Source organism: Stappia sp. BW2, from assembly GCF_008107695.1.
GTDB lineage: Bacteria > Pseudomonadota > Alphaproteobacteria > Rhizobiales > Stappiaceae > Roseibium.
This window is the reverse complement of sequence record NZ_VIRG01000056.1, coordinates 202,261-224,699: the sequence shown is the minus strand read 5'-3', so window position 1 is coordinate 224,699 and position 22,439 is coordinate 202,261. Positions and strand designations below refer to the sequence as shown.

The following is a 22,439-nucleotide window of genomic DNA, read 5'->3' as shown; positions in this document are numbered from 1 at the left end:
GGTCTTAAAGGACGCCGGCTTCGTTCTTGAGTTTGTCGACCAGCTCGGAAACCGAACCGACCTTGATACCAGCCTGGCGCGATGCCGGCTCGGCGGTGCTGACAACAGTCAGACGCGGCGCGGTGTCGACGCCGAAATCAGCCGGGGTCTTCTCGTCGATCGGCTTCTTCTTCGCCTTCATGATGTTCGGCAGAGAGGCATAGCGCGGTTCGTTGAGGCGCAGGTCCGTCGTCACGATGGCCGGCAGCTTCAGCTTGACGGTCTGCAGGCCGCCGTCGACTTCACGGGTGACATCGACAGTGCCGTCGCCCAGATCGACCTTGGAGGCAAAGGTGCCCTGGCTCCAGCCGAGGAGGGCTGCCAGCATCTGGCCGGTCTGGTTGCAGTCATCGTCAATGGCCTGCTTGCCAAGGATCACGAGACCGGGCTCTTCGGCTTCGACAATGGCTTTCAGGATCTTCGCGACCGCCAGCGGTTCGGTGGTGTCGTCGGTCTTCACCAGAATGCCGCGGTCGGCGCCCATGGCAAGGCCGGTGCGCAGCGTTTCGGTGGCCTGCTGCGGCCCGACGGAAACGACGATCACTTCGCTCGCCTTGCCTGCTTCCTTCAACCGCAGAGCTTCTTCGACGGAAATTTCGTCAAAGGGGTTCATGGACATCTTGACGTTGGCAAGATCGACGCCAGAACCATCCGCCTTCACACGGACCTTCACGTTGTAATCGATGACCCGTTTTACGGGTACGAGGATCTTCATTTGGTCTCAACCTCTTGCTGGGCCGGCTTTCACCGCACCGCATTCTCCGGCTCCCTGCCATCTTAACCTCAGGTAACAAACGGCAGAATTGAGCCAATCGTGGCGCATGGCGGGGGACGGTACTGACCGACACGGCGACTGTCAATTGCCGTAAATAGTCTAAAGCGGCAAATTGCCGGGCCTGGAAAAACATGCGTCGCAATGTGGATAGTTCGGCAACGCAGCAAAGCGGGGAAAATCAGGGCCTCAGGCGAAAAACAAAACCGCGCGTCCCGTTGCCGGAAACGCGCGATGAACTGTCGAATTTCTTTGACCGGCCTCCACTCAGATGCCGGGGGTCTCCGGCGAGAAATTGTCCGAGACCGGTTCGGCGAAAACCGTCACCCAGGTACCACTCTCGTCCCGACAGGCCGTTCCGCGAATGGAAAGATCGAGCTTGCTGAAGGTCGTCTGCCGAAGGTACTGGCGACACCAGTGCCCGCTTTTGCTGCGGTAGGTCTTGATCGGCGTCAGAACCTCCGTCCAGTTGCCTTCCTGCCCCACCAACACGGGCTCCCCGCTGACCTTTGTCTCCAGCGCTTCCTGAACGGTCTGCGCCAGAAGGACCCGCTCGGTCTCCATGTGTGCGGCAAGAGAAGACACGGCATTGTCCATTCGCGTCTGCATCCAGTAGGTGGTGAAGGCGAAGGTGCCGGCCACCATCACCAGCGCAGCCGCAATCTGGACCAGAACGCCTGTCCAGGAACCGTGCACGGGGTGACGCACAAGCCCTTGGCGTTTGTCGAATTCCCTGTCGATGAGTGCCTCGAACCGGGCCATTGATTCGTCCGGCACCGGCGCGGAAACGGCATTCTGCAGCAGCGTGTTGTCTTTCGACATCTGCTCCAGAAGCTCTTGTCCGCCGTCAGTCTCCTCGATCCGGCGAAGCAGCGCCGCACGCTCGTCTTCCGGACCTTCCGCATCCAGGATCTTGCCGATATCCTTGGCGAGCAGGACCTGTTCGCGCTTTTCGTCAAAAGTCATCACATACCCCCTGGCATGCTGCGCAGCCTGACCCCTTGCGGGGCATCGTTCGTCTCCAGCAACTCACGCAGCTTCAACCGTGCGCGAGCAAGCCGGCTGGTTACCGTTCCGATCGGAACACCGAGTTCATCCGCTACATCCTTGTAGCTTCTGCCCTCTACAGCGATCTTCAGAAGAACCTCACGGTTGTCTTCCTCCAGTTCGCCGATGAAATCCTGCACCTTCTGAAGTTCAAGGCTGCTTGCGGCGGCTTTCGCGCCATCGTAGCTTTCCTCGAAATCCAGCATGGCAAGATCAAACAATCTGGCCCGGTTTGCGGTGTCGCGAACCGTATTGAAGTAAAGGTTCTGCAAAATCCGGTACATCCAGCTATCTAGCCGGGTTGCCGGATCGAACTGTTCAAGCGAGCGGATCGCGCGTTCACATGTCATCTGCACCAGATCGTCTGCCTGATCCGGATTCCGGCACAGCCTTAAAGCAAAACTCCTCAGCTTCGGGAGCAGACGAATCATCTCCGTCTTTAAGGTATCTTCAGGCAAGGAGTTCTCCGCAAACCGCTCTCAGGGAGACAACACCTGAGCAGATCTTTTGATCCCGGCTTTTTTTAGACTATCTTCGGGAAGAACGAAGATTGCCCGGGTGTTATGCATGCGAAGGTCGTAAACCGCTCTCAACGACCGTAATAGGCCTCAGAATACAAGTTGAAACAGTTGCCGATGAAACGTGCCCGTCAGTCTACATTGCAAGACCGCCTCTCTGCGATGTTTCGCATGCTGCCGGGTGCTGCAGCTGCGGCGATGGTGTTCTCTTCTGTCTACTTCAATCCTTTGATCGACATGAAGGACAGCATTGCCGCGGCCGCAGATACGCGTGGTGAGCGCAGCAGCCGCGGCGAACGGTCAAGCCGGACCGAGCGTAGCGAAAGCCGGGATCAGCCAGAAAGAAGCGGCGGCGACAGTTCCGGCGGCGGAAGCGAGTCGAGCAGCGGTGGAGACAGTTCCGGTGGTGGAGGCGAGTCGAGCAGCGGTGGCGGCAGTTCCGGTGGCGGAGGCGAGTCGAGCAGCGGCGGCGGTAGTTCCGGTGGAAGTAGTTCCAGCGGCGGCAGTTCCGGCGGCGGCGGAAGCACAAGCTCCGGAGGCAGCAGCTCCGGTGGCAGCAGTTCAGGCAATAACAATTCGGGCGGAAGAAGCAACAACTCCTCTTCCTCCGGCGGATCTTCGTTCAACCCTGCGGAGGCGAGCGACCCTACCTCATTGAGCCGCTCTTCCCGCCGCATTGCCACACAAAAGCCCAGTTCTGGCGGTTTTCTAGGTAGCATCTTTGGCGGAAGCCAGTTTCGCGGTGACAGTGAGCCTTCAGGTGGGTCCCTCAGCAGGCGGGAGGAACGGGAGGCAATCTCGAACGGCTGGCAATAGATCCAAGAGGCGGGGTCGAACTTGATTTGTTTTGGAGGCAGCGTCCCGAGAGGGACGATTTTTCTGTTTTTGGTCGTAAATATCCTGGCCGGCTGTTCTGTAGTGTCGCCACAAGGCGCAGTTGATCCTCTCCAGGCATCGACGCGGACATCTACAGGCAAACCAGCACCCAAATTGATGGCATCCGACAAATACCGTGCGGAAAGAACCCTTCAGGCCGCACTGGAAAAGTCGATTTCCGGCAATATTCGAAGCTGGAAAAACCCGTCAAGCGGCGCAAGTGGCACGGTCACCCCCCTCAAGACCTGGAAAAACACCTCCGGGGACTTCTGCCGCTCGTACCGGGAACGAATCAAACTGGCTGACGGCAAGACCATCAGCCGCCGGGGCGTCGCCTGCCGCACTGGCAAGGCCGTCTGGAAGTCAGCCTAGCCGTCAAGTTTCAGCCCGCACAAATGTCTTGTTTCAGCCGCCCGCTGGATGCCTTGAGCAGACGACCCTAGACAACAGGCCGGTCGAACAGGGGAACACCTTTGCGCCGGAAAAACACGATCAGCAACGCTCCGGCCGCCATGCCGCCGATGTGGGCGATCCAGGCAACTTCGCTGCCGGATGCAATCGCCGCGTTGACGATCTGATAGACGATCCATCCACCAAGCAACCAGATCGCGGACAGGCGCAAGGGTATCCGGCCGAGAGCCAGAACCCAGACCTTCACGCGGGGGTGCAGCATCAGATAGGCGGCGACCACGCCTGAAACGGCGCCGGACGCCCCAATCAGCGGTACGTCCGAATTCACATCGAGAAAGGCATAGGCAAGCCCGCCGGCGATGGCGCTCAAGAGATAGAACCCCAGATATCTCAGGTGTCCCACCGCATCCTCGATATTGTCGCCGAACACCCACAGGAACAGCATGTTGCCAATAAGATGCATGAAGCTGCCGTGCAGAAACGCATAGGTGACCACCGACATCCAGTCCGGCAGCACCTGCAACTCCGGCGACAGGTCCCGGATATCGAACAGAACAACCGGTATCAGGCCGAAGGAATAGGAAGAGGCGGCTACGGCCTGCTGCGAGCCTGCTCCCTGATAAAACAGGAAGATCAGGATGTTGGCCGCAATCAGGCTGAGGTTCACATAGGGGCGAGGAACATGCACCAGCCGGTTTTGATCGTGCAGGGGAAGGAACATTCAGCGCCACACCTCCGGCAAGGGGAACCGACCTAGCGGTTCTTCCCGGGCACCCACAGTACGTCCTGCTCACCTTTGTCGTTCAGGTGACGCGAAGCGACGAAGAAATAGTCCGACAGGCGGTTCATGTAGCGCACGGCGGCCGGATTGACCTGTTCGCGCGCCGCCAGATCCACCATCAGCCTTTCCGCCCGCCGCGAGACGGTGCGCGCGAGATGCAGATGAGCAGCCGCCTGACTGCCCCCGGGCAGCACGAAGGAACGCAACGGTTTGAGCTCGGCATTGAGAACGTCAATCGCCTCTTCAATTGCCGTAACCTGGGCATCGGTCATCCGAAGCGGTTCATATCCGAGATCCTCGCCCGTTTCCGGCGTCGCAAGATCGGCCCCGAGGTCGAACAGATCGTTCTGAATCCTGCCAAGCACCAGATCGACGTCCGGAGCTGCCTGCCCGGTGTGTAGGCGGATCAGACCCACCACGGAATTCGTCTCGTCAACGGTGCCGTAAGCCTCGATCCTGAGATCGCTTTTCAGGCGCCGCTCACCTGACCCGAGCGCCGTCGTGCCATCGTCGCCCGTCTTCGTGTAGATCTTGTTCAGAACAACCATTGTGCCCTTGTTCCTCCAGAATGATCCGGTCGTTTTGGCTTGGGGTGTGGACCCGTGAATGAAGATGAAATGGTTTGAGGCGGATGGGTCTACACCCTAGTGGCCGCTTCCGAAAAAGTAGAGCCCGCCCATCACCAGCACAATCACCAGAAACTGAAGGCCGACACGCCAGCGCATCAGCATCTGCGAACGGTTGGCCGGGCCGCGGCGGAACATGTTCCAGATGCCAAGCAGCAGCACCAGGGCAACTGCGGCCATGCCGACCGGGATGAGAATATTGATCAGATCTGCCATTTCGTGTTCCTTGTTTCACCGCTGTCCGGCGCAGTCACCGGTCGGCAGGCAGCTATTCCTCGCCATCTGCGGCCCTGATGCAGATCCAGTCAAGCAGACTGACTGGCAGCACCCGTCTGGCCACCGCCATGAAGGTGGTCGGAATTGTGACATGATAGCGCGCCTTGGGCCGTTTTGCTTCCACCGCATGCACCAGCCGCTTGACAACGGCCTCCGGCTGCAGCTTGAACGGACCGGGTTCACCTGCCTCCATCCGGATGCGGCGCTTTTCATAGGTCTTACGATGATGTGACGCCTGCAGACCATCCTCGCCGATCCAGCGATCAAAATTCGCCAGTGCGTTTTGGGTGAACCTTGTGTCGATGGGTCCCGGCTCGATCAGACTTACATGGACCCCCGTCCCCTTCAGCTCCTGCCGAAGCGTGTCTGAATAGCCTTCCAGCGCGAATTTGGACGCCGTGTAGGCGCCGCGGTATTTGAGTGCCACGAGGCCCAGCACGGACGAGCATTGAACGATCCGTCCAAACCTGTTGGCGCGCATGGCAGGCACCAATCGGCGCGTGAGATCGTGCCAGCCAATGAAATTTGCCTCGAAAAGCGACCTCATCGCCTCCGTCGGCACATCTTCCAATGCTCCGGGAACCGCGTAGGCACCATTGTTGAACACCGCGCTCAAGGCGCCGTCCGTCCGTTGCAGAACCTCGTTTGCGGTCGCCTCGATGCTGCCGGCATCTTCATAGTCCAGGCGGAAGGTTTCGAAACCGAGGTCGCTCAGACGGTCGATGTCGTCCTGCCGCCGGGCCGTCGCAAAGACACGCCAGTTGCGGCCGCGCAAGATATGGGCCGCGGACAGGCCAATGCCGGAGGAACACCCCGTAATCAATATCGACCGGTAGGTGGGAATACTCTCCGGATTGGCAATCATCAAACGGAAATCCTGCGGAGTGGAAAACGATCCGAGCTCACACCTATCAGATAGGTTCACCGGAAAGCAATTTCGGCACCGGCCCGGCAAAGCCGGCGGCTTCCTTGATGAACTGCGTTTTCAGGCTCGGCATCCTGTCGACCAGGCCAAGTCCGAAATCACGCATGGCGCGCAACACATCATTGTCATTGGAAAACAGGCGATTGAGCACGTCGGTGACAACGCCCATCTGGAACGTGTCGAATCGGCGCCAGCGCTGATAGCGTTCCAGAACATCGAACGCACCGAGGTCCTGCCCAAGACGCCGCGCATTGACCAGCACCTCGGCCAACGCAGCAACATCCTTGAAGCCAAGATTGAGGCCCTGGCCTGCAATCGGATGAATGCCGTGCGCGGCATCTCCGATCAGGGCGAAGCGCGGCTTGACGAAATCACGCGCCAGCTTCAATCCCAGCGGATAGGCACGGCGCGGACCGGCCAGTTCCAGCGTACCGAGGTGATGACCGAAGCGGCGCTCCAACTCCAGTTCGAAGGTAAAATCGTCCGACCGGACCAGCCGGTCGGCGTCCACTGTCTTTTCCGTCCAGACCAGCGACGACCGGTTGCCCGGCAGGGGCAGGATGGCGAACGGCCCTGCGGGCAGGAAATGTTCTTCCGCCCGGCCGTTGTGCGGCCGTTCATGCTTGACCGTGGTGACGATACCCGACTGGCCGTAGTCCCAGTTGACCGTTCGAATTCCGGCAAGGTCGCGCAGGCGGGAGCGAACACCGTCAGCCGCAACAAGAAGGCGGGTTTTCAAAAGCGCGCCGTCTTCCAGTGTCAGTTCGACGTGGTCGGGATGGCTGCGGAAGGACTCCGCGGTGCCCGGCGCAAAAAAGGAAACACCAAGCGCCTTTGCGGCCTTGTAGAGCGCCGGCATCATCACGCCGTTCGGCATCATGTGAGCGAAGGGCTCGCCCTCCGTCGCCTCACCGCCAAAGGTCAGAAACACCGGCCGAATCGCGTCGCGGAGCTTGCTGTCGGTGACGATCATTTCGTTGATCGGCTGAGCCTCGTCTGCAATCTTCTGCCAGATGCCGAGCTGTGACAGCATACGCGAGGCCGCCGCCGCAATGGCCGAAGCGCGCGGATCCTTGTGCAGATCCGCCATCGGCTTCGGATCGACGACGGCACATGTCAGGCTGGCGTCGCCCTGCTTCAACGCCACGGCCAACGACAGGCCGACATAACCGCCACCTGCGATCACGACATCGAACATGTCCGGGACGCTTTTTTTCCTCGCCATCGTCTTCTTCTCCTTGCCTTCGGTTTCCCCAAAGGCATCTTGACTTTAACGTCAACTGCCGGTCCAAGAGTGCGGAGCGGGCCTGCTTCAGCCCGCACCAAATCACCTGCCGTCTATCTAACAGGGATCGCGCCGATGAACACGGCTATTGATACACTTCTTGAGATACTTGACCTGGAACCACTGGAACGCAACCTGTTCCGTGGTCGCAGCCCACAGGTCGGATGGCAGCGCGTTTTTGGTGGACAGGTGATCGGCCAAGCACTGGTTGCGGCGTCGCGCACAGTGGTGGAAGACCGGCACGTTCACTCACTTCACGGCTACTTCCTGAGGCCCGGCGACCCGGCGGTGCCAATCATCTATGAAGTCGACCGCATCCGCGACGGCGGCAGCTTCACCACGCGGCGCGTTGTCGCGATCCAGCATGGCGAAGCGATCTTTTCCATGTCAGCGTCCTTCCAGGTCCGGGAAGAGGGGCTGGAGCACCAGATCGACATGCCGGATGTCACGGCACCGGAAGACCTGCCGAGCGAGCAGGAACTGAAGGAAAAATTCCTGTCGATGGCTCCGGAAAACATCCGCCGCTATTGGGAGCGCGAACGGCCGATCGAGATGCGCCCGGTCGATATGACGCACTACTTCAGCAAGAAGCCGCTGCCACCCCAGCAATATGTCTGGGTGCGGGCGAGCGGCGCGCTGCCAGACGACGAGCGCATGCATCAGTGCGTGCTCGCCTATGCCTCCGACATGACCCTCCTGGATACCTCGCTGTTTCCGCATGGCACGTCCGTCTTCAGCCCGAAGATCCAGGCGGCCAGCCTCGACCATGCCATGTGGTTCCACCGTCCGTTCCGAGCGGATGAATGGCTGCTCTACGCCACCGACAGCACCTCATCCTCCGGCTCGCGCGGCATGAACCGCGGATCTCTGTTCACCAGAGACGGCACCCTGATCGCCTCGACCGCCCAGGAAGGCCTGATCCGCCTGCGCAATAAGGATTGAGTTTCCGGGACGATGATGCAGTCGCCGCTCGCTGCTGCTCAAAACCCTGAAGCCTCATCCTGAGGAGGGCCATCAGGCCCGTCTCGAAGGATGGGCCACTTGTTCCTGTGGGTGTCGCCCATCCTTCGAGACGCCGCTTCGCGGCTCCTCAGGATGAGGGATCCCTTTGGGAGTGGGTCGGCGTACCGTGGGTCTGCGACCTATCTCAGCGGACTGGTGAAACCTGACACAGCCAACGGATTGTCGGTCAGGGCCTGATGATCCGGCGTGTCGGGCAGGAAAGCGCCCGAGAAAGCCTCGAACATGCGCCGCACGAAACCCTCCGGCAGATCCTTGGTGATGAACACCATGCGGGTTCGCCGGTCCTGATCGGGCCAGGCTTCAAGCGTCGCGGGTGGATGGAAGACGTGCTGGACGCCGTGGATCACCACGGGCCGGTCCGGATCTTCGGCCAATTGCACGATGCCCTTGACCCGAAGCAGCTTCGGGCCGTGCGCCGAACGCAGCAGATCAAGAAACATTTCCAGCGCGGACGCCGGAACCGGACGGTCGGTCGACAGGGTGAAGGCCCGGATGGCATCGCTGTGCCGGTTCACATCATGGGCATGGTCATGATGGTGACCGTGGTGATCCCCGTGCGAATGGCCATGCGCGTGATCATGGCCGTGATGGTGATCATGCGGCTGGTCTTCGTAGGCTTCCGCGTTCAGCCAGGCAGCCACGTCCGGGATCTTGCTCTTGGGATCGTAGAGGCCAGCGTTGAAAAGATTCTCCACCGTTGCATCATCTGCCTGCGCCTCCAGCCGGCGGGCGCCCGGATTGAGCTGCTGCAAGCGCTGCTTGAGCGCTTCGAAGGAAGCTTGCGCCTCATCGCCTTGAAGCAGATCGGTCTTGGTGAACACCAGGCGGTCAGCAACAGCGGCCTGCTTGCGGGCTTCTTCGTGGTTGTCGAGGGTCGACAGGCCGTTGACCGCATCTACCAGCGTGATCACGCTGTCGAGCCGGTAGCGCATCACAAGATACGGATGCAGCATCACCGTGTGCAGGATCGGCGCAGGGTCCGCCAGACCCGTCGTCTCGATGATCACCCGGTTGAGCCTGTCCATGCGGCCATTGTCCAGCCGGCGCAGGAGATTTTCCAGCGTGGTGACCAGATCTCCGCGAATGGTGCAGCACAGGCAACCGGAGGCAAGCTCCACGATGCCGTCGCCGGCCTGATCGACAAACAGATGGTCCAGTCCGATTTCGCCGAATTCGTTGATGATGACCGCCGTGTCCGCCATCGACGGATCTTTCAGGATCCGGTTGAGGAGCGTCGTCTTGCCCGATCCCAGAAAGCCCGTCAGGACGGACAGGGGAATGGGGGGCTTCGGACCCTTGGGTTTTTGTCCTTCGGAAACCGGTGTCGGCGAGGCCATGGTTTGTCTCCAGATGCAATCGCCGTTCCTGGATCGGACCCGGCGGCCTTTCCGCAGACACATAGGCAGAAAGGCGGGTCAGCGCAAATGCTGCTCCCGCCACGTCGGTGTGTTTACTTGAAATTTTGTCCGGTCGCTGCCGAATCAGCCCGCGTTGAGGACGATGTCTTCTTCGGAAACCGCTTCGGCGTCCTTCTTGTCCATCGCGATAATTTTCCTGTCCGCATCATCCTCGGACAAGGTCAATGGGGTCAGATCCTGCACGATGTCCGCTTCCGCTGCTTCCAGCTCAGCTTCATCGTCGGCATCGCCTTCAAACTCGAAGTCGTCGGCTTCGTCTTCTATGTCGGCATCCACAACATGCCGGACAGCCTCGGCCGCCTTTCGCAAGGTCGCGATCACGTCGTCGACCGAAACCCCTTCCTCCAGTTGATTGGCGGAAAGCTCCGCAAGGCTGGCAAGAGCCCGGATAGTAGCGGTGGATCTCGGTTCAATCATCATGCGATCTCTCGACCTGTTGTACCGGCATATTCTATGCCGCAGAGACATTTTGACATCCGGCAGCGAGCACGCCTTTGCCAGAAAAATGCTTACTTCAGTGTTAAGGAGTAGCGTAAATAAAAGGTTAACCGTGTTGACCGAAACGCTAAACCACCGGCACAGTCAGAGATCTGACATCGATTTACTTGCGGGGACTTGGCGAGGGAACCGGAACGGTGAAGTCCAGGCCCTTGCGGAAGATCGAACCGGGAGAGGACTTGGACACGGCAGCGGCGGCTCCCGGGCGTGGCGCACCATCACCGTTCTGCGGAATTGCCCCTGCCACCTTGGCATCCGCCGTCAGCTGCATCTTGGTGCGAATTTCGTGTTCCGCACGCCGCACGGGATTGGCAACCGGCAGCGGCACGTCTTCCAGCACTATCGCGCCGGTCGCATCGGCTGGAACAATGCCAGGACTAACCGATGGCGACCCTTTCGGGTTGCCGAGACCAACAGTCAGCGGACGGTAGGCGATTCGGCGCGGACCGAGGGTTCGATCCAGGATCTTCGCCCAATCCGGCTTGCCGTTCGCCAGTTTGAAGCCGCTGTCGTCAAGCTTGTCTTCGTCGGTTTTGTTGGCCTTGGCGAAAAACAGGAAACCGCCCTGCTCTTCCTTTTCCATGTCGAACCGGGCCATATAGCCCTTCGGTCCCGGGCTCTTGTTGCGCCGGCAATATCCATCGGCAGGTGGATTTCCGGAGGAGCCCGTGAGGCTGGAAACTCTACGTCCGCCGCGCTTGCGGAACCCTTCGTCAAAGAGCTGCCGGGCAAACGCCGTGCGCTCCAGTCCCGAACCGGCACCCAGGATGATCGCGATCAGCGTCTTGTTGCCCCGCGTCGCGGAGGCGGCGACATTGTACCCGGAATTGCAGATATAGCCGGTCTTCATGCCATTGGCCCCGGGCACGCGCAACAGAAACTCGCGGTTGGCGGAGCGCAAGGTCTTCTTGCCGAAGCGAATTCCCGGATGTTTGTAATAGTTGCGGGCTTCAGGAAAATCCCGGCGCAGCGCCATAGCCAGAATGGCAAGGTCTCGTGCCGTGGTCACCTGCCGGTTGTCGGGCAAGCCGTGCGGATTGTAAAAACGAGTGTTGGTCATGCCGAGGCGTTGAGCTTCCGCGTTCATCATGGCGATGAAACCAGCTTCCGATCCCCCGATGGCCTCGCCCAGCGCAACCGCGACATCGTTTGCCGACTTGATCAGAATGATTTTCAAAGCCGTGTCGACGGTGAAGCGCGTCCCGACCTTGAACCCCATCTTGCTCGGCGGCTCGGCTGCCGAGTTCTTGGATTGCACCACGACACTGTCGAGCGAGGCTCGGCCTTCGCGGATGGCCTTGAAGGTGACATAGGCGGTCATGAGCTTGGTAAGCGAGGCCGGATACCACTTGCGCGTGGCATTCTCCTCCTCGATCACGGCGCCGGAACTTGCGTCGATCAGGACATAGGCACCTATATCCGCCCGTGCCTGGCTGATGGCCAGACTCATGACAAGGGCGGTTACGGTCAGACAAATGGAAGTCAGGCGGCCAAACGGGCTTAAAAACACGATTTCCCTCGCTTATCATCCGTCGGATGACACGTCGCAATTGGGCAGTGGCAGCATATTTAGCTGCTATTCCCTTAAAAAACCGGAACATGACGGCGAGAGCAAGCCCTTCCTGAAATCCGTTCCGCGCCAATCTTTCTTGCGTTTGCCTGTTTTTTAGGCAGTTTTTGAGCGCGGACGTTGATAAGCTTCGGGAAACAGGGCCTTTTTCGCGCTGGCATCGCCTTGCGTTTCCAAATGACGGCCTTGGCCCGGCTCTTGCTAAGATTGACGAGGGCATATTGCCTATTGCGGCCCGGCCTCCGTCTGGACCAATTTGAACAGATGTGAAAAATAACAATGACTGAATGAGCCCGCAGGGGGGGCGGTCAAGCGATGTATGATGCTGGTCTGGCATCAGAAACGGACGGAAAGGCCATCGTCCTTCAGCGCGTGAAGGGCATCGGCAAGGTCCGCTTTTCAGCGCCGGATGGCAAAACCCGTCTGACCGACCTTTACCAGAGCGGGTCGGCAAAGGTTCGCCTGCCCAAAGTCTATGACACCCCTGCCACAGCCGTTCTCATCAACACCGCCGGCGGCCTCACCGGAGGCGACAAGCTCGACTATGAAGTTGGCGCCGATGCCGGTGTACACGTAATCGTGACAAGCCAAACCGCCGAACGCGCCTACCGCAGCCCGGGTGGCACCGCTGAAGTGAGCGGGCAGTTCACTGTCGGAGCGGGCGCGACCCTGGAATGGCTACCGCAGGAAACCATCCTGTTCGATGCCTCACGCCTCCGCCGCACGCTACGTGCGGATCTGGAAGGCGATGCGAGGTTGATGATGGTTGAATCCTTCGTTCTCGGCCGCAAGGCGATGGGCGAACAGGTCAAATCCACGTTCTATCGGGACAGCTGGCGCATCCGCCGCGACGGGAAGCTGATTTTCGCCGACGATATCCGCCTGGATGGCGACCCGGCTGAAGCGCTGGCCGGTCCCGCCACGGCCGCCGGCGCCATTGCCGCCGCAACCTTTGTCGACTGCTCTGCCGATGCTGAAGACAGGCTGCCGCGGGCAAGAGACCTGATCGACGCCCTGCCGGCCGAAACCGCCCAGGCGGCCGCCAGCGCCTGGAACGGGTTGCTGATCACCCGGTTTGTGTCCAATGATGGCCGCAGCTTGCGCACGGCCCTGATGTCGTTTCTCACCGGATACCGAATGACCGCGCTGCCGCGCGTCTGGTACTGCTGATTTGGAGGACTTTCTTTCATGATTCTGACGCCCCGCGAAAAGGACAAGTTGCTTATTTCCATGGCCGCGATGGTCGCCCGTCGCCGCCTGGAGCGCGGCGTGAAGCTGAACCACCCTGAAGCCGTTGCCCTGATCACCGATTTTGTAGTGGAAGGTGCCCGTGACGGGCGCACCGTCGCCGACCTGATGTCGGCAGGCGCCAAGGTGCTGACCCGCGACCAGGTGATGGAAGGTGTTTCCGAGATGATCCACGATGTTCAGGTCGAGGCAACCTTTCCCGACGGCACCAAGCTCGTGACCGTGCACGAGCCTATCCGCTGACCGCCACATCCAAGGAGACGACCATGATCCCCGGAGAACTGTTTCCCGCCGACGGCGAAATCGAACTGAACACAGGCCTCGAGACACTGACACTGGAAGTCGCCAACACCGGCGACCGTCCGATCCAGGTCGGCAGCCACTATCATTTTTTCGAAACCAACGAAGGCCTGTCCTTCGACCGCGACAAGGCGCGCGGCATGCGCCTGGATATCCCTGCCGGCACAGCCGTGCGCTTCGAACCCGGCCAGGCCAGACTGGTGACGCTGGTGCCTTATGGGGGCAACCGCACGGTCTACGGCTTCAACCAGAAAGTCATGGGCGAGTTGTGATCAGATCTGCACCATCTCTGTCGTTCTGGCTTGTCGGGCTGGGCCTTTTGCTGGCCGGTCCGGCCTCGGCCCAGGAACCAATCAACTGCGAGAATGCCATGACGCAGGCGGAAATGACCCAATGCGCCAACCTCGACTGGCTGAAGGCGGATGCGGAACTGAACATGGTCTACCGTTCGGCGATAGAAAAGATGACCGAGATGGACGCCTATCTGCCGGAGGGACTGCAAGGTGCCGTCGAGACACTGCGCGAAGCCCAGCGCACCTGGATTCCCTATCGCGACAAGGCCTGTGACGCCTACGGCTTTCTGGCCCGTGGCGGAACCATGGAGCCGATGCTGGTCTACGGCTGCCGGGCCGATCTGACCCGCGACCGCATCGATGAGCTGAGACAACTTGACCAGGGTTTGGGGAATTGATGTCTGTGCGCGGTCTGATCCTTCTTGCCTTGGCACTGTTTCTGGCGACCGCCAGCACGGCGCGCGCAGAGGAAGAGAAGGTCAACGAGAACATCGACTGCGGCTATCCGCTGACCAATGCCGAACGCAGCTTTTGTGCGGAAAAGGCTCTGAAGGAAGCGGATGCGCGCATGCATGAAGCCTTCGACCGCCTGCGGACCAGACTGGTGGAGATCGATGCCGAATTGCCGAATCACCTGAAGGGTGCACCGGCCAGCCTCGACGAAGCCCAGACCGCCTGGAAGAGCTATGCCGACAAGGATTGCACCGCCTACAGCTTCCCCTTCAAGGGTGGCACGCGCGGCGACGAACTTTACCGGAACTGCCTGATCGTCCTCACCATGAAACGCACAGAAGATCTGGATGCGACGGTTGAGGACTACGCGAATTAAACACACCGATTTCTGATCGCCGATTGGAGACTAGATATGGCCTACAAGATGCCCCGCGCCGCTTATGCGGACATGTTCGGACCGACAACCGGCGACAGGCTGCGCCTTGCGGACACCGATCTCATTGTCGAGGTGGAGAAGGATTTCACCACCTATGGCGATGAAGTGAAATTCGGTGGCGGCAAGGTCATCCGTGATGGCATGGGCCAGTCTCAGGCACCGCGCTCCGCTGGGGCGGTCGACACGGTCATCACCAACGTGCTGATCATCGATCACTGGGGCATCGTCAAGGCCGATGTGGGCCTGAGGGACGGCCGGATCGTCGGCATCGGCAAGGCCGGCAACCCGGATGTCCAGAACGGTGTCGACATCATTGTCGGTCCCGGCACTGAGGCGATTGCCGGGGAGGGCAAGATCCTCACCGCGGGCTCAATTGATGCCCATATCCACTTCATCTGCCCGCAGCAGGTCGACGAAGCCCTGTGCTCCGGCGTGACCACCATGATCGGCGGCGGCACCGGCCCGGCCACCGGCACCAACGCGACCACCTGCACACCCGGCCCCTGGCACATCACGCGGATGCTCCAGGCCGCCGAAAGCTTTCCGATGAACCTTCTTTTCGCCGGCAAGGGCAATGCCTCTCTGCCCGCGGCGCTGGAAGAGCAGGTGATGGCAGGCGCGGGCGCGCTGAAGCTCCATGAAGACTGGGGCACCACACCGGCGACCATCGACAACTGTCTGTCGGTTGCTGATGAATATGACGTTCAGGTGATGATCCACACTGACACGTTGAACGAATCCGGCTTTGTCGAGAACACCACTGCCGCCTTCAAGAACCGCACCATTCACGCCTTCCACACGGAAGGGGCAGGTGGCGGCCATGCGCCGGACATCATCAAGGTGGTTGGCGAAGCCAACGTCATCCCGTCCTCCACCAACCCGACCCGGCCCTACACGATCAACACGCTGGAAGAGCATCTCGACATGCTCATGGTCTGCCACCATCTGCACAAGGACATTCCGGAGGACGTTGCTTTCGCCGAAAGCCGCATCCGCAAGGAAACCATTGCGGCGGAAGACATTCTTCACGACATGGGCGCGTTCTCGATCATTTCCTCCGACAGCCAGGCCATGGGCCGTGTCGGCGAAATCATCATCCGCACCATGCAGACCGCGCACAAGATGAAGGTGCAGCGCGGCCGCCTTGCCGATGAAACCGGCGAAAACGACAACTTCCGGGTCAAGCGCTACATCGCCAAGACCACCATCAACCCGGCCATCGCCCACGGTCTGGACGAGTACATCGGCTCGGTTGAAGTCGGCAAACTGGCAGATCTGGTGCTGTGGGACCCGCAGTTCTTCGGCATCAAACCGGCGCTGGTGCTCAAGCTCGGTTCCATCGCGACCGCTCCGATGGGCGATCCGAACGCCTCCATTCCCACACCGCAGCCGGTGCATTACCGGCCGATGTTCGCCTCTTATGGCAAGATGCTGACGCACAGCCGCGTCACCTTCGTGTCCCAGGCGGCTTATGACACCGGCGTCAAGCACAAGGCCGGCCTCGACAGCCTGGTGCTTCCGGTCAAGAACACCCGCGGCGGGATCTCGAAACAGTCGATGATCCACAACAACATGATGCCCCAGATCGAGGTGCATCCAGAGACCTACGAGGTTCGCGCCGACGGCGAACTGCTGACCTGCGAACCTGCCGAAGTGCTGCCGATGGCCCAGCGCTACTTCCTGTTCTAAGCACCGGACAAACCCGTTCGGAAGAGGAAAGACATGTACAAAATCGTCGGATATCCGCGCTCACGGGCCATGCGGGTGATCTGGTTGCTGGAAGAATTGGGGGAGACATATGAGCTCGATCCGGCCTTTCCGCAAACGGACACCGTCAAGGCGCTGAACCCGACCGGCAAGGTGCCTGTGCTGATTGTCGGAGACGAGGTGCTGACCGAGTCCATCGCCATTTGCGCCTATCTGGCCGACAAACATGGCCGGTTCACCTTTCCGGCCGGAACCATCGAACGCGCCCGGCAGGACAGTTTCACCCAGTTCGGAGTTGATGTCCTTGAAGGCGCGCTCTGGACGGCGGCCAAGAACAGTTTCATCCTCCCGGAGGAAATCCGGGTACCGGCAATCAAGGACGTTTGCCGAATGGAATTCGCACAGGGGCTCAAAACACTGGAGCAGCGGCTCGGGGATGGACCCTACGCGATGGGCGACACCTTTACGATTGCCGATATTCTTCTGGGAAGCTGCCTTGGCTGGGCCAGCAATGCCAAGTTCGAATTGCCGAACGAGGGGCCTGTCTGCGCCTATTTCAAACGTCTGAAGGAACGCCCGGCCTTCCTCGCGACAATGGCAAAAGTTGCGGAGGCAGCATGATCCGCGTCGCGAAGATCCACAACGCAGGTTCATGGAACGGCCAGGCCCTCGACAAGGTCACGCTTGACCGGGAAGACCGCTACCGGCGCAGGGCTGTCCTCACCGGGGCGGACGGCTTGACCGTTCTGCTGGACGAACCTGTGGCTATCCATCTGCGCCACGGCGACGGTCTTGAGCTTGAAGACGGCCGGATCGTTGAGGTTCTTGCCGAGCCGGAAGAGCTGGTCGAAATTCATGCCGACGACGCGGCCCATCTGGTAAAGATCGCCTGGCATCTGGGCAACCGGCATCTGCCGACGCAGCTCATGGGCGAGACCCTGCGGATCCGGCGGGACCATGTCATTGAAGACATGGTGGAAAAGCTCGGTGGCCGGCTGACCGAGCTGTCCGCCCCCTTCGATCCGGAAGGCGGTGCCTACGGCCACGGCCGCACCCACGGACATGATCATGGTCACGGGCATTCGCACGACCATCAGCACGGGCACAGCCACGATCATAGTCACGACCATGGGTCCGGGCATTCCCATGACTGAGCCCTCAACGCCCCGATTACCCCTGTCGCCCCAGGCGCTTTACCGGCTGCAGGCCTTTCTGTCGCCGGCCTTTCCCATCGGCGCCTTTACCTACAGCCACGGGCTGGAACAGGTGATCGAGCAGGGCGGGGTGACAAACGCACAGGACCTTGATGTCTGGCTGCGCGAAATCCTCCGCTTTGGCGCTGGAAGAAGCGACGCCATCCTTATGAAGGAAACCCACGGGGCGGCCCTCGCGGGAGACAGAAACACTGTTACCGAGCTGCGGGACCTGGGTCTGGCCTTGCAGCCCTCCAGGGAACGGCACCTGGAATCAAGCGCCCAGGGCAGCGCCTTTTTCAGGGCCATTTGCAACAGCTGGATGCCGTCAGCAGAGACCCGGGCCGCTCAGCTGTTTCACGACTTCTCAGCAGAAGAAATCACGTCCTGGCCCTATCCCGTGGTGCTGGGACTTGCCGCTGCGGCGCACGGATTACCGGTGGATGCCGCGCTCCATTGTTTTCTGCATGCTTTCGCCGCCAATCTGATTTCCGTCGCCGTGCGGGTTGTCCCCCTTGGCCAGAGTGACGGCCAGAAAGTGCTGGCGGGCCTGGAACCGGTGATCTTCGAAATCGCGGAAGACGCCGAGACGGCAGGTCTTGAGGATCTCGGCACCTCCACCTTTCTTGCAGATATTGCCTCCATGGCACATGAAACCCAATATTCGAGGTTGTTTCGTTCATGACTTCCCAAAACGGTCCCTTGCGCGTCGGCATTGGCGGTCCCGTCGGTTCCGGCAAGACCACGTTGACCGACAAGCTGTGCAAGGCCATGCGCGACCGCTACTCGCTCGCCGTCATCACCAACGACATCTACACGAGCGAGGACGCCGAGGCCCTGATGCGCTCGCAAGCGCTGACCAGCGACCGCATTCGCGGTGTCGAGACCGGCGGTTGCCCACACACCGCAATCCGTGAAGACGCCTCCATCAATCTGGCAGCGGTGGCCGACCTGACCGAAAGCATCCCGGATCTCGACCTGATCCTGATCGAATCCGGCGGTGACAATCTCGCCGCAACCTTCTCTCCGGAGCTCGCCGATCTGACGATCTATGTGATTGACGTTGCTGCCGGTGAGGAAATTCCACGCAAGGGCGGCCCGGGCATCACGCGTTCCGATCTTCTGATCATCAACAAGACCGACCTGGCGCCCTATGTCGGCGTCAACCTGGAAGTCATGGACCGCGACGCGAAAAAAATGCGCAAGGACCGGCCATTTGTCTTCGCCAATACAAAGGCGGGTGAGGGCATCGAATCCGTGGTAGACTTCATCGTCCATAAGGGTGGGCTTGACGGGTAAATCTTCGATGTTGATGGCCGCATGATCGCTGGCAGACAGGAAGCCTGCGCGCAAAACAATGCGCTCTGGTGCGATGCGGTGCTGAAATCCGCAGGTGCGAAGACCGAATTTCATGCAGGGTTCTGGTGCGCGCGGGACAAAACCCTGCCGCTTTATCCGAGCCTCGTCACCCTTTCGCCAAAGCCGGGGGCCGATTTTTTTACCGCACTGCCCGACGTGCCGGCGGGAGCCGGGGTGAAGGACAGTTTCGACACTCTGGATCTGGCACCCTCCGGCTTTCAGAAGCTTTTTTCCGGCACGTGGCTGTTCCGTCCGCCGGCAAGTTCCAGACGCGCCCCGGTCAGTTCCCACTGGCACAAGGTGGCAACTTCGGACAGCTTCAGGAAATGGCTGGCCGGCTGGAACAGCAACGAAAGCCTGCATTCCGTTTTCCCTCTCAGGCTTCTGGAACGAAAAACCATCGATTTCGCCGCAATCGTGAAGGACGGCACGGTCAAGGCGGGTGCGGTTTTCAACAAAGGGCCAAAATTGGACGGCAAGGACGTGCTGGGAATTTCCAACATCTTCTGCCGCAAGACCTGGCTCTACAGCGCCCTGCACGATCTTCTGGAACCTTTCCCGAACCAGCAGCTGTGCACCTACGAAAAAGACGCAAACGTGCTTCCGGTCTATCGGCAGCTCGGTTTCGAACCTTGCGGGCAGCTTTCCGTCTGGCTGAAACAGTAGCTCCGGACAGGACGAAGCCCGCCACATTTATGCAGCAGGCTTCGATCTTCGTTGAGGACTGGCGGCGCTATTTCACCGTCACGCTCTGCCGCGCAACAATCTCCGCATCACCCGCCGACAGGACGAAGCGCAGCTCGTAGGTGCCCGGTTCTTCCGGTGTCCGCACCTCCACAGCACCGTTGGAGATGTTGTCCGCGATCTCCCAGGCCCCAGGCGCCGTGCTCCACGCATCCTGTGACGGCTCGGCAAAACCGATGAAGTTGCTGCCGTTGGCCGGACCGCTCGCCTTCACGCTGACATAGGTAGCAGCCGAAACTTCGGGCGGACCTTCCAGCGTTACCTCGGGGTCGATGACCTGCAACGGTTGGCTGGCGAGGATCTTCGACCCGTCGGGGGTCGAGAGAATATAGCGCAGCTCATAGGTATCCCGGGCCAGTGGCGCGATGATCGACACGCTGTCGCCCTCCGGCCGTTCGTAGGTGACATAGGCTGAAACGTCCGAGCCGACCGGCGCGATGCCGATCCAGTCGTCCGGCGCCTTCGGGCCACTCCAGGTCACGTTCAGTCTGCCGCTGGCTTCCACTGTGCTGTCGGCCTGCAAGGTGGCACCACTTTCGCCAACGGTGAGCGGTTGCCGTGTCAGGACGGTCTGATCGATACCGGTGACATAGATAACGTCATAGCTGCCGGCTTCGCTCGGGGCCTGAAGGGTGACAGGAGACCCATCTACAGTGCCTTTCCAGCGGCCCTGATAATCGTCGACGGTGCCATCCTTCGGAACGATGCCAATCCAGTCTTCAGTCCCGTTGGGGCCGTCAAAGGCGATCTCGACCGGCTTTCCGGCAGCCACTTCGGCGGCAAAGGTCAGGGTTGCCTGAACTTCGGTCACCTTGATCGGGGCCTTGGCCAGAACCCGCTCGCCAGCTTTAGTCCAGACATAGACGACTTCATAATCGCCCGGCTGGGTCGGCAGTGCCAATTTGGCTGGATTGCCGTCCTTGACATAGACCCACAAGTCCCGTTCCAGCCGATTTCCGTCCGGAGTGACCACGCGCAGGAAGTCACCGTCGAGACCGGGGCCGTCGAAAGCAACATCCAGCAGCGAGGTCGCAGGCGCCTCAGTGGATGCAGGCGTGACACTTGCCTCGGGAAGATTGCCATCCAGAAGAACGGTCTGCTGACCACCCTTGTCGGACACTTCAAGTGTTGCACCGCCGGCCTTTTCGTCGAGTTCGGCACCGACCACGTAGGATCCCGGCTCCAGTTCGACCTCGACGCTGCCGCCGGTCATGCCGGAAGCCACCACGGTCTCGTCATCGACGCGCGATACCGTCCACCGCACGGGGCCGTCAATGGGCTGGCCGCTTTCCTTGTCGGCCGCCGTCAACACGGTTACCGGCAGCGGCGCTTTTTCCTCCACTGCGGCAACACTTTCCTTGAGCGCTTCGGTCAAACCATCCGCATCCCTGGCGTTCCAGTAGGTGCCGCCCGTCAGATGCGCGATACAGGCGATCTTGGCCTGATCCGACTTGGAGGCGATGTCGAAGCCGATCACATGGGCCTTGAAATCGACACCGGACTTGGCGAGCGCCTCGGCGAGGGCACAAGGGTCGCCGCCGCAAGTTTCGATGCCGTCGGAAATCAGGATGAGCCGTCCCGGACGGTCGGTCTGTGCGAGAAGGTCGGCCGCCTGGCGCAGAGTTTCAGTGATCGGTGTCTTGCCGCGCGGCGTGAGCGCCTTGACGCTCTCCACCAGTTTGGCGCGGTCCAGCTCGCTCACCGGCACCACCGTTTCGACATCGCTGCAGTCGGCCTTGCGGCGGTGGCCGTAGGCCATCACACCGGCCCTTGTGCCATCGGGAAGTTCGCTGACAAAACCTTCGAACGCGGACCGGGCAATTTCCGCCTTGGCGATGCCGTCGATCTGGCCCCACATGGAATTGGAAGAATCCAGGACGAACAAAAGATCCGGGGGTGTATCCGTCTGTGCCCTGGCAGGCGACATGACCATTGCGCCGCCAATGAGAGCGGCCCCCAGTAATCGAAACACAGGTTGCTTAGAAAACAGCATGAAACCATGGGCTCCTATAAAGTTTTTAGAAAAAGCCTTGTCCGGAAAGGAGATAGGCGAGACGGGCCGAATTTAGAAACTCTTGCCATCTCGAAGTGTGATAAAAGTCGCAACTAGACAGAATTGCCAAGAAAAAAGTGACGCTGGGAGACCTGCAATGATGTTCGACGGTATCAACCTGATTGCGGTTGCCGTGGCCGCCATTGTGTCATTCCTGTTCGGGTCGCTCTGGTACGGCACCCTGGGTAACGCCTGGATGAAGGCCGCCGGCCTGACAAAGGAAAAGACCCGGCCGCGGCCCGTTGTTCTGGCAACGGCCTTTTTCTGCCAGATCATCATGGCCTTCGTCTTCGCCGGCGTCATCTACCACAGCGGCGGAGCCGACATCAGAAATGGGATCATCTCCGCACTCATGATCTGGGTCGGCATCGTCATGACCACGCAAATTGTCAATCACCGTTTCCAGGGTCTGTCCTGGAATCTGACGCTGATCGATGGCGGACATTGGCTCGGGGTTCTGCTTGTTCAGGGCATCGTGATTGGGTGGCTGACTTGACCGCCATCGCCCTCAATATACGGGTAAATCCGTACGAATTTGAAGGTCTTAGGCCTTGCCATAGACCAAAGACTCGCCGACTAAAGTACCAA

27 protein-coding genes are annotated in these 22,439 nt (G+C 60.2%); 14 read left to right on the top strand and 13 right to left on the bottom strand.

Annotated features, from left to right (window positions below; genetic code table 11):
• Nucleotides 1–4 precede the first annotated feature (4 nt).
• The 4 genes from FMN63_RS07790 to FMN63_RS29475 all read right to left on the bottom strand — a co-directional run bounded on the left by FMN63_RS07790 (nt 5) and on the right by FMN63_RS29475 (nt 3,365).
• Nucleotides 5–754 (bottom strand): electron transfer flavoprotein subunit beta/FixA family protein, encoded by a 750-nt coding sequence (locus FMN63_RS07790; RefSeq protein ID WP_148583383.1) that lies wholly within the window; start codon nt 752–754, stop codon nt 5–7.
• A gap of 324 nt (nt 755–1,078) precedes the next feature.
• Nucleotides 1,079–1,777: a hypothetical protein gene (locus tag FMN63_RS07785; RefSeq protein WP_148583382.1), complete on the bottom strand. Its 699-nt coding sequence runs from the start codon at nt 1,775–1,777 to the stop codon at nt 1,079–1,081.
• Nucleotides 1,777–2,289 (bottom strand): RNA polymerase sigma factor, encoded by a 513-nt coding sequence (locus FMN63_RS07780; RefSeq protein WP_148583381.1) that lies wholly within the window; start codon nt 2,287–2,289, stop codon nt 1,777–1,779. Before FMN63_RS07780 ends, FMN63_RS07785 begins: the two co-directional genes overlap by 1 nt.
• 419 nt (nt 2,290–2,708) lie before the next feature.
• Entirely contained in the window at nt 2,709–3,365 is a 657-nt protein-coding gene (locus tag FMN63_RS29475; protein WP_162529997.1) for a hypothetical protein, read from the bottom strand.
• 4 nt (nt 3,366–3,369) lie between these two features.
• On the opposite strand from FMN63_RS29475, the gene FMN63_RS07770 reads away from it, so the two are divergent.
• On the top strand, nt 3,370–3,624 hold the full coding sequence (locus FMN63_RS07770; protein WP_209001001.1) for an RT0821/Lpp0805 family surface protein: 255 nt from the start codon (nt 3,370–3,372) through the stop codon (nt 3,622–3,624).
• Between the two features lie 67 nt (nt 3,625–3,691).
• Here FMN63_RS07770 and FMN63_RS07765 read toward each other — a convergent pair whose 3' ends face one another.
• The 5 genes from FMN63_RS07765 to FMN63_RS07745 all read right to left on the bottom strand — a co-directional run bounded on the left by FMN63_RS07765 (nt 3,692) and on the right by FMN63_RS07745 (nt 7,496).
• On the bottom strand, nt 3,692–4,384 hold the full coding sequence (locus FMN63_RS07765; protein ID WP_148583378.1) for a rhomboid family intramembrane serine protease: 693 nt from the start codon (nt 4,382–4,384) through the stop codon (nt 3,692–3,694).
• Between the two features lie 32 nt (nt 4,385–4,416).
• Nucleotides 4,417–4,992, bottom strand: a complete 576-nt coding sequence (locus FMN63_RS07760; RefSeq protein ID WP_148583377.1) for a cob(I)yrinic acid a,c-diamide adenosyltransferase — start codon at nt 4,990–4,992, stop codon at nt 4,417–4,419.
• Between the two features lie 96 nt (nt 4,993–5,088).
• Nucleotides 5,089–5,286 carry a twin transmembrane helix small protein gene (locus FMN63_RS07755; protein WP_148583376.1) on the bottom strand — a complete coding sequence of 66 codons (198 nt, stop codon included), beginning with the start codon at nt 5,284–5,286 and terminating at the stop codon, nt 5,089–5,091.
• 52 nt (nt 5,287–5,338) lie between these two features.
• On the bottom strand, nt 5,339–6,211 hold the full coding sequence (locus FMN63_RS07750; RefSeq protein WP_148583375.1) for an SDR family NAD(P)-dependent oxidoreductase: 873 nt from the start codon (nt 6,209–6,211) through the stop codon (nt 5,339–5,341).
• Between the two features lie 46 nt (nt 6,212–6,257).
• On the bottom strand, nt 6,258–7,496 hold the full coding sequence (locus tag FMN63_RS07745) for a ubiquinone biosynthesis hydroxylase (RefSeq protein ID WP_148583374.1): 1,239 nt from the start codon (nt 7,494–7,496) through the stop codon (nt 6,258–6,260).
• A 135-nt stretch (nt 7,497–7,631) separates the two neighbouring features.
• Here FMN63_RS07745 and tesB point away from each other — a divergent pair, with 135 nt between their 5' ends.
• Nucleotides 7,632–8,498 carry an acyl-CoA thioesterase II gene (tesB, locus tag FMN63_RS07740; RefSeq protein WP_148583373.1) on the top strand — a complete coding sequence of 289 codons (867 nt, stop codon included), beginning with the start codon at nt 7,632–7,634 and terminating at the stop codon, nt 8,496–8,498.
• A 200-nt stretch (nt 8,499–8,698) separates the two neighbouring features.
• On the opposite strand, the gene FMN63_RS07735 is transcribed toward tesB, so the two are convergent.
• The 3 genes from FMN63_RS07735 to FMN63_RS07725 form a co-directional block, all read right to left on the bottom strand.
• Nucleotides 8,699–9,916 carry a CobW family GTP-binding protein gene (locus FMN63_RS07735; RefSeq protein ID WP_148583372.1) on the bottom strand — a complete coding sequence of 406 codons (1,218 nt, stop codon included), beginning with the start codon at nt 9,914–9,916 and terminating at the stop codon, nt 8,699–8,701.
• Nucleotides 9,917–10,060: 144 nt separating this feature from the next.
• Nucleotides 10,061–10,417: a hypothetical protein gene (locus FMN63_RS07730; protein ID WP_148583371.1), complete on the bottom strand. Its 357-nt coding sequence runs from the start codon at nt 10,415–10,417 to the stop codon at nt 10,061–10,063.
• A 181-nt stretch (nt 10,418–10,598) separates the two neighbouring features.
• A complete protein-coding gene (locus tag FMN63_RS07725; protein WP_209001000.1) occupies nt 10,599–12,005 on the bottom strand; it encodes a D-alanyl-D-alanine carboxypeptidase family protein in 1,407 nt (468 codons plus the stop codon).
• A 375-nt stretch (nt 12,006–12,380) separates the two neighbouring features.
• On the opposite strand from FMN63_RS07725, the gene FMN63_RS07720 reads away from it, so the two are divergent.
• From FMN63_RS07720 to FMN63_RS07670, 11 genes are read left to right on the top strand one after another with little or no spacing between them, the layout of a single operon-like run.
• The gene (locus FMN63_RS07720) at nt 12,381–13,235 is read left to right on the top strand and encodes an urease accessory protein UreD (protein ID WP_148583370.1); all 855 of its coding nucleotides are present in this window, start codon (nt 12,381–12,383) and stop codon (nt 13,233–13,235) included.
• A gap of 18 nt (nt 13,236–13,253) precedes the next feature.
• Nucleotides 13,254–13,556, top strand: coding sequence for an urease subunit gamma (locus tag FMN63_RS07715; RefSeq protein ID WP_148583369.1), 303 nt, complete (start codon nt 13,254–13,256; stop codon nt 13,554–13,556).
• A gap of 23 nt (nt 13,557–13,579) precedes the next feature.
• Complete coding sequence (locus tag FMN63_RS07710; RefSeq protein ID WP_148583368.1) at nt 13,580–13,885, top strand: urease subunit beta; 306 nt, start codon at nt 13,580–13,582, stop codon at nt 13,883–13,885.
• The gene (locus FMN63_RS07705; protein WP_148583367.1) at nt 13,882–14,304 is read left to right on the top strand and encodes a lysozyme inhibitor LprI family protein; all 423 of its coding nucleotides are present in this window, start codon (nt 13,882–13,884) and stop codon (nt 14,302–14,304) included. The genes FMN63_RS07710 and FMN63_RS07705 overlap by 4 nt, the downstream gene beginning before the upstream one ends.
• Entirely contained in the window at nt 14,304–14,735 is a 432-nt protein-coding gene (locus tag FMN63_RS07700) for a lysozyme inhibitor LprI family protein (RefSeq protein ID WP_148583366.1), read from the top strand. The genes FMN63_RS07705 and FMN63_RS07700 overlap by 1 nt, the downstream gene beginning before the upstream one ends.
• A gap of 36 nt (nt 14,736–14,771) precedes the next feature.
• Nucleotides 14,772–16,484, top strand: coding sequence for an urease subunit alpha (gene ureC, locus FMN63_RS07695; RefSeq protein WP_148583365.1), 1,713 nt, complete (start codon nt 14,772–14,774; stop codon nt 16,482–16,484).
• Between the two features lie 33 nt (nt 16,485–16,517).
• Nucleotides 16,518–17,123: a glutathione S-transferase family protein gene (locus FMN63_RS07690; RefSeq protein WP_148583364.1), complete on the top strand. Its 606-nt coding sequence runs from the start codon at nt 16,518–16,520 to the stop codon at nt 17,121–17,123.
• On the top strand, nt 17,120–17,656 hold the full coding sequence (locus FMN63_RS07685; protein WP_148583363.1) for an urease accessory protein UreE: 537 nt from the start codon (nt 17,120–17,122) through the stop codon (nt 17,654–17,656). The genes FMN63_RS07690 and FMN63_RS07685 overlap by 4 nt, the downstream gene beginning before the upstream one ends.
• Nucleotides 17,649–18,380: an urease accessory protein UreF gene (locus FMN63_RS07680; protein ID WP_148583362.1), complete on the top strand. Its 732-nt coding sequence runs from the start codon at nt 17,649–17,651 to the stop codon at nt 18,378–18,380. Before FMN63_RS07685 ends, FMN63_RS07680 begins: the two co-directional genes overlap by 8 nt.
• Entirely contained in the window at nt 18,377–18,994 is a 618-nt protein-coding gene (gene ureG / locus FMN63_RS07675) for an urease accessory protein UreG (protein WP_148583361.1), read from the top strand. The genes FMN63_RS07680 and ureG overlap by 4 nt, the downstream gene beginning before the upstream one ends.
• A 21-nt stretch (nt 18,995–19,015) precedes the next feature.
• Nucleotides 19,016–19,720, top strand: a complete 705-nt coding sequence (locus FMN63_RS07670; RefSeq protein WP_148583360.1) for a hypothetical protein — start codon at nt 19,016–19,018, stop codon at nt 19,718–19,720.
• A gap of 67 nt (nt 19,721–19,787) precedes the next feature.
• On the opposite strand, the gene FMN63_RS07665 is transcribed toward FMN63_RS07670, so the two are convergent.
• Nucleotides 19,788–21,791: a vWA domain-containing protein gene (locus FMN63_RS07665; RefSeq protein WP_148583359.1), complete on the bottom strand. Its 2,004-nt coding sequence runs from the start codon at nt 21,789–21,791 to the stop codon at nt 19,788–19,790.
• Nucleotides 21,792–21,948: 157 nt separating this feature from the next.
• Here FMN63_RS07665 and FMN63_RS07660 point away from each other — a divergent pair, with 157 nt between their 5' ends.
• Entirely contained in the window at nt 21,949–22,347 is a 399-nt protein-coding gene (locus FMN63_RS07660) for a DUF1761 domain-containing protein (RefSeq protein ID WP_148583358.1), read from the top strand.
• Nucleotides 22,348–22,439 lie beyond the last annotated feature (92 nt).

Coding starts and splice junctions, on each gene's coding strand:
- FMN63_RS07790 (WP_148583383.1), bottom strand. CDS start 754: ATGAAGATCCTCGTACCCGTAAAACGGGTCATCGATTACAACGTGAAG.
- FMN63_RS07785 (WP_148583382.1), bottom strand. CDS start 1,777: ATGACTTTTGACGAAAAGCGCGAACAGGTCCTGCTCGCCAAGGATATC.
- FMN63_RS07780 (WP_148583381.1), bottom strand. CDS start 2,289: ATGATTCGTCTGCTCCCGAAGCTGAGGAGTTTTGCTTTAAGGCTGTGC.
- FMN63_RS07770 (WP_209001001.1), top strand. CDS start 3,370: ATGGCATCCGACAAATACCGTGCGGAAAGAACCCTTCAGGCCGCACTG.
- FMN63_RS07765 (WP_148583378.1), bottom strand. CDS start 4,384: ATGTTCCTTCCCCTGCACGATCAAAACCGGCTGGTGCATGTTCCTCGC.
- FMN63_RS07760 (WP_148583377.1), bottom strand. CDS start 4,992: ATGGTTGTTCTGAACAAGATCTACACGAAGACGGGCGACGATGGCACG.
- FMN63_RS07755 (WP_148583376.1), bottom strand. CDS start 5,286: ATGGCAGATCTGATCAATATTCTCATCCCGGTCGGCATGGCCGCAGTT.
- FMN63_RS07750 (WP_148583375.1), bottom strand. CDS start 6,211: ATGATTGCCAATCCGGAGAGTATTCCCACCTACCGGTCGATATTGATT.
- FMN63_RS07745 (WP_148583374.1), bottom strand. CDS start 7,496: ATGGCGAGGAAAAAAAGCGTCCCGGACATGTTCGATGTCGTGATCGCA.
- tesB (WP_148583373.1), top strand. CDS start 7,632: ATGAACACGGCTATTGATACACTTCTTGAGATACTTGACCTGGAACCA.
- FMN63_RS07735 (WP_148583372.1), bottom strand. CDS start 9,916: ATGGCCTCGCCGACACCGGTTTCCGAAGGACAAAAACCCAAGGGTCCG.
- FMN63_RS07730 (WP_148583371.1), bottom strand. CDS start 10,417: ATGATGATTGAACCGAGATCCACCGCTACTATCCGGGCTCTTGCCAGC.
- FMN63_RS07720 (WP_148583370.1), top strand. CDS start 12,381: ATGTATGATGCTGGTCTGGCATCAGAAACGGACGGAAAGGCCATCGTC.
- FMN63_RS07715 (WP_148583369.1), top strand. CDS start 13,254: ATGATTCTGACGCCCCGCGAAAAGGACAAGTTGCTTATTTCCATGGCC.
- FMN63_RS07710 (WP_148583368.1), top strand. CDS start 13,580: ATGATCCCCGGAGAACTGTTTCCCGCCGACGGCGAAATCGAACTGAAC.
- FMN63_RS07700 (WP_148583366.1), top strand. CDS start 14,304: ATGTCTGTGCGCGGTCTGATCCTTCTTGCCTTGGCACTGTTTCTGGCG.
- ureC (WP_148583365.1), top strand. CDS start 14,772: ATGGCCTACAAGATGCCCCGCGCCGCTTATGCGGACATGTTCGGACCG.
- FMN63_RS07690 (WP_148583364.1), top strand. CDS start 16,518: ATGTACAAAATCGTCGGATATCCGCGCTCACGGGCCATGCGGGTGATC.
- FMN63_RS07685 (WP_148583363.1), top strand. CDS start 17,120: ATGATCCGCGTCGCGAAGATCCACAACGCAGGTTCATGGAACGGCCAG.
- FMN63_RS07680 (WP_148583362.1), top strand. CDS start 17,649: ATGACTGAGCCCTCAACGCCCCGATTACCCCTGTCGCCCCAGGCGCTT.
- ureG (WP_148583361.1), top strand. CDS start 18,377: ATGACTTCCCAAAACGGTCCCTTGCGCGTCGGCATTGGCGGTCCCGTC.
- FMN63_RS07670 (WP_148583360.1), top strand. CDS start 19,016: ATGATCGCTGGCAGACAGGAAGCCTGCGCGCAAAACAATGCGCTCTGG.
- FMN63_RS07665 (WP_148583359.1), bottom strand. CDS start 21,791: ATGCTGTTTTCTAAGCAACCTGTGTTTCGATTACTGGGGGCCGCTCTC.
- FMN63_RS07660 (WP_148583358.1), top strand. CDS start 21,949: ATGATGTTCGACGGTATCAACCTGATTGCGGTTGCCGTGGCCGCCATT.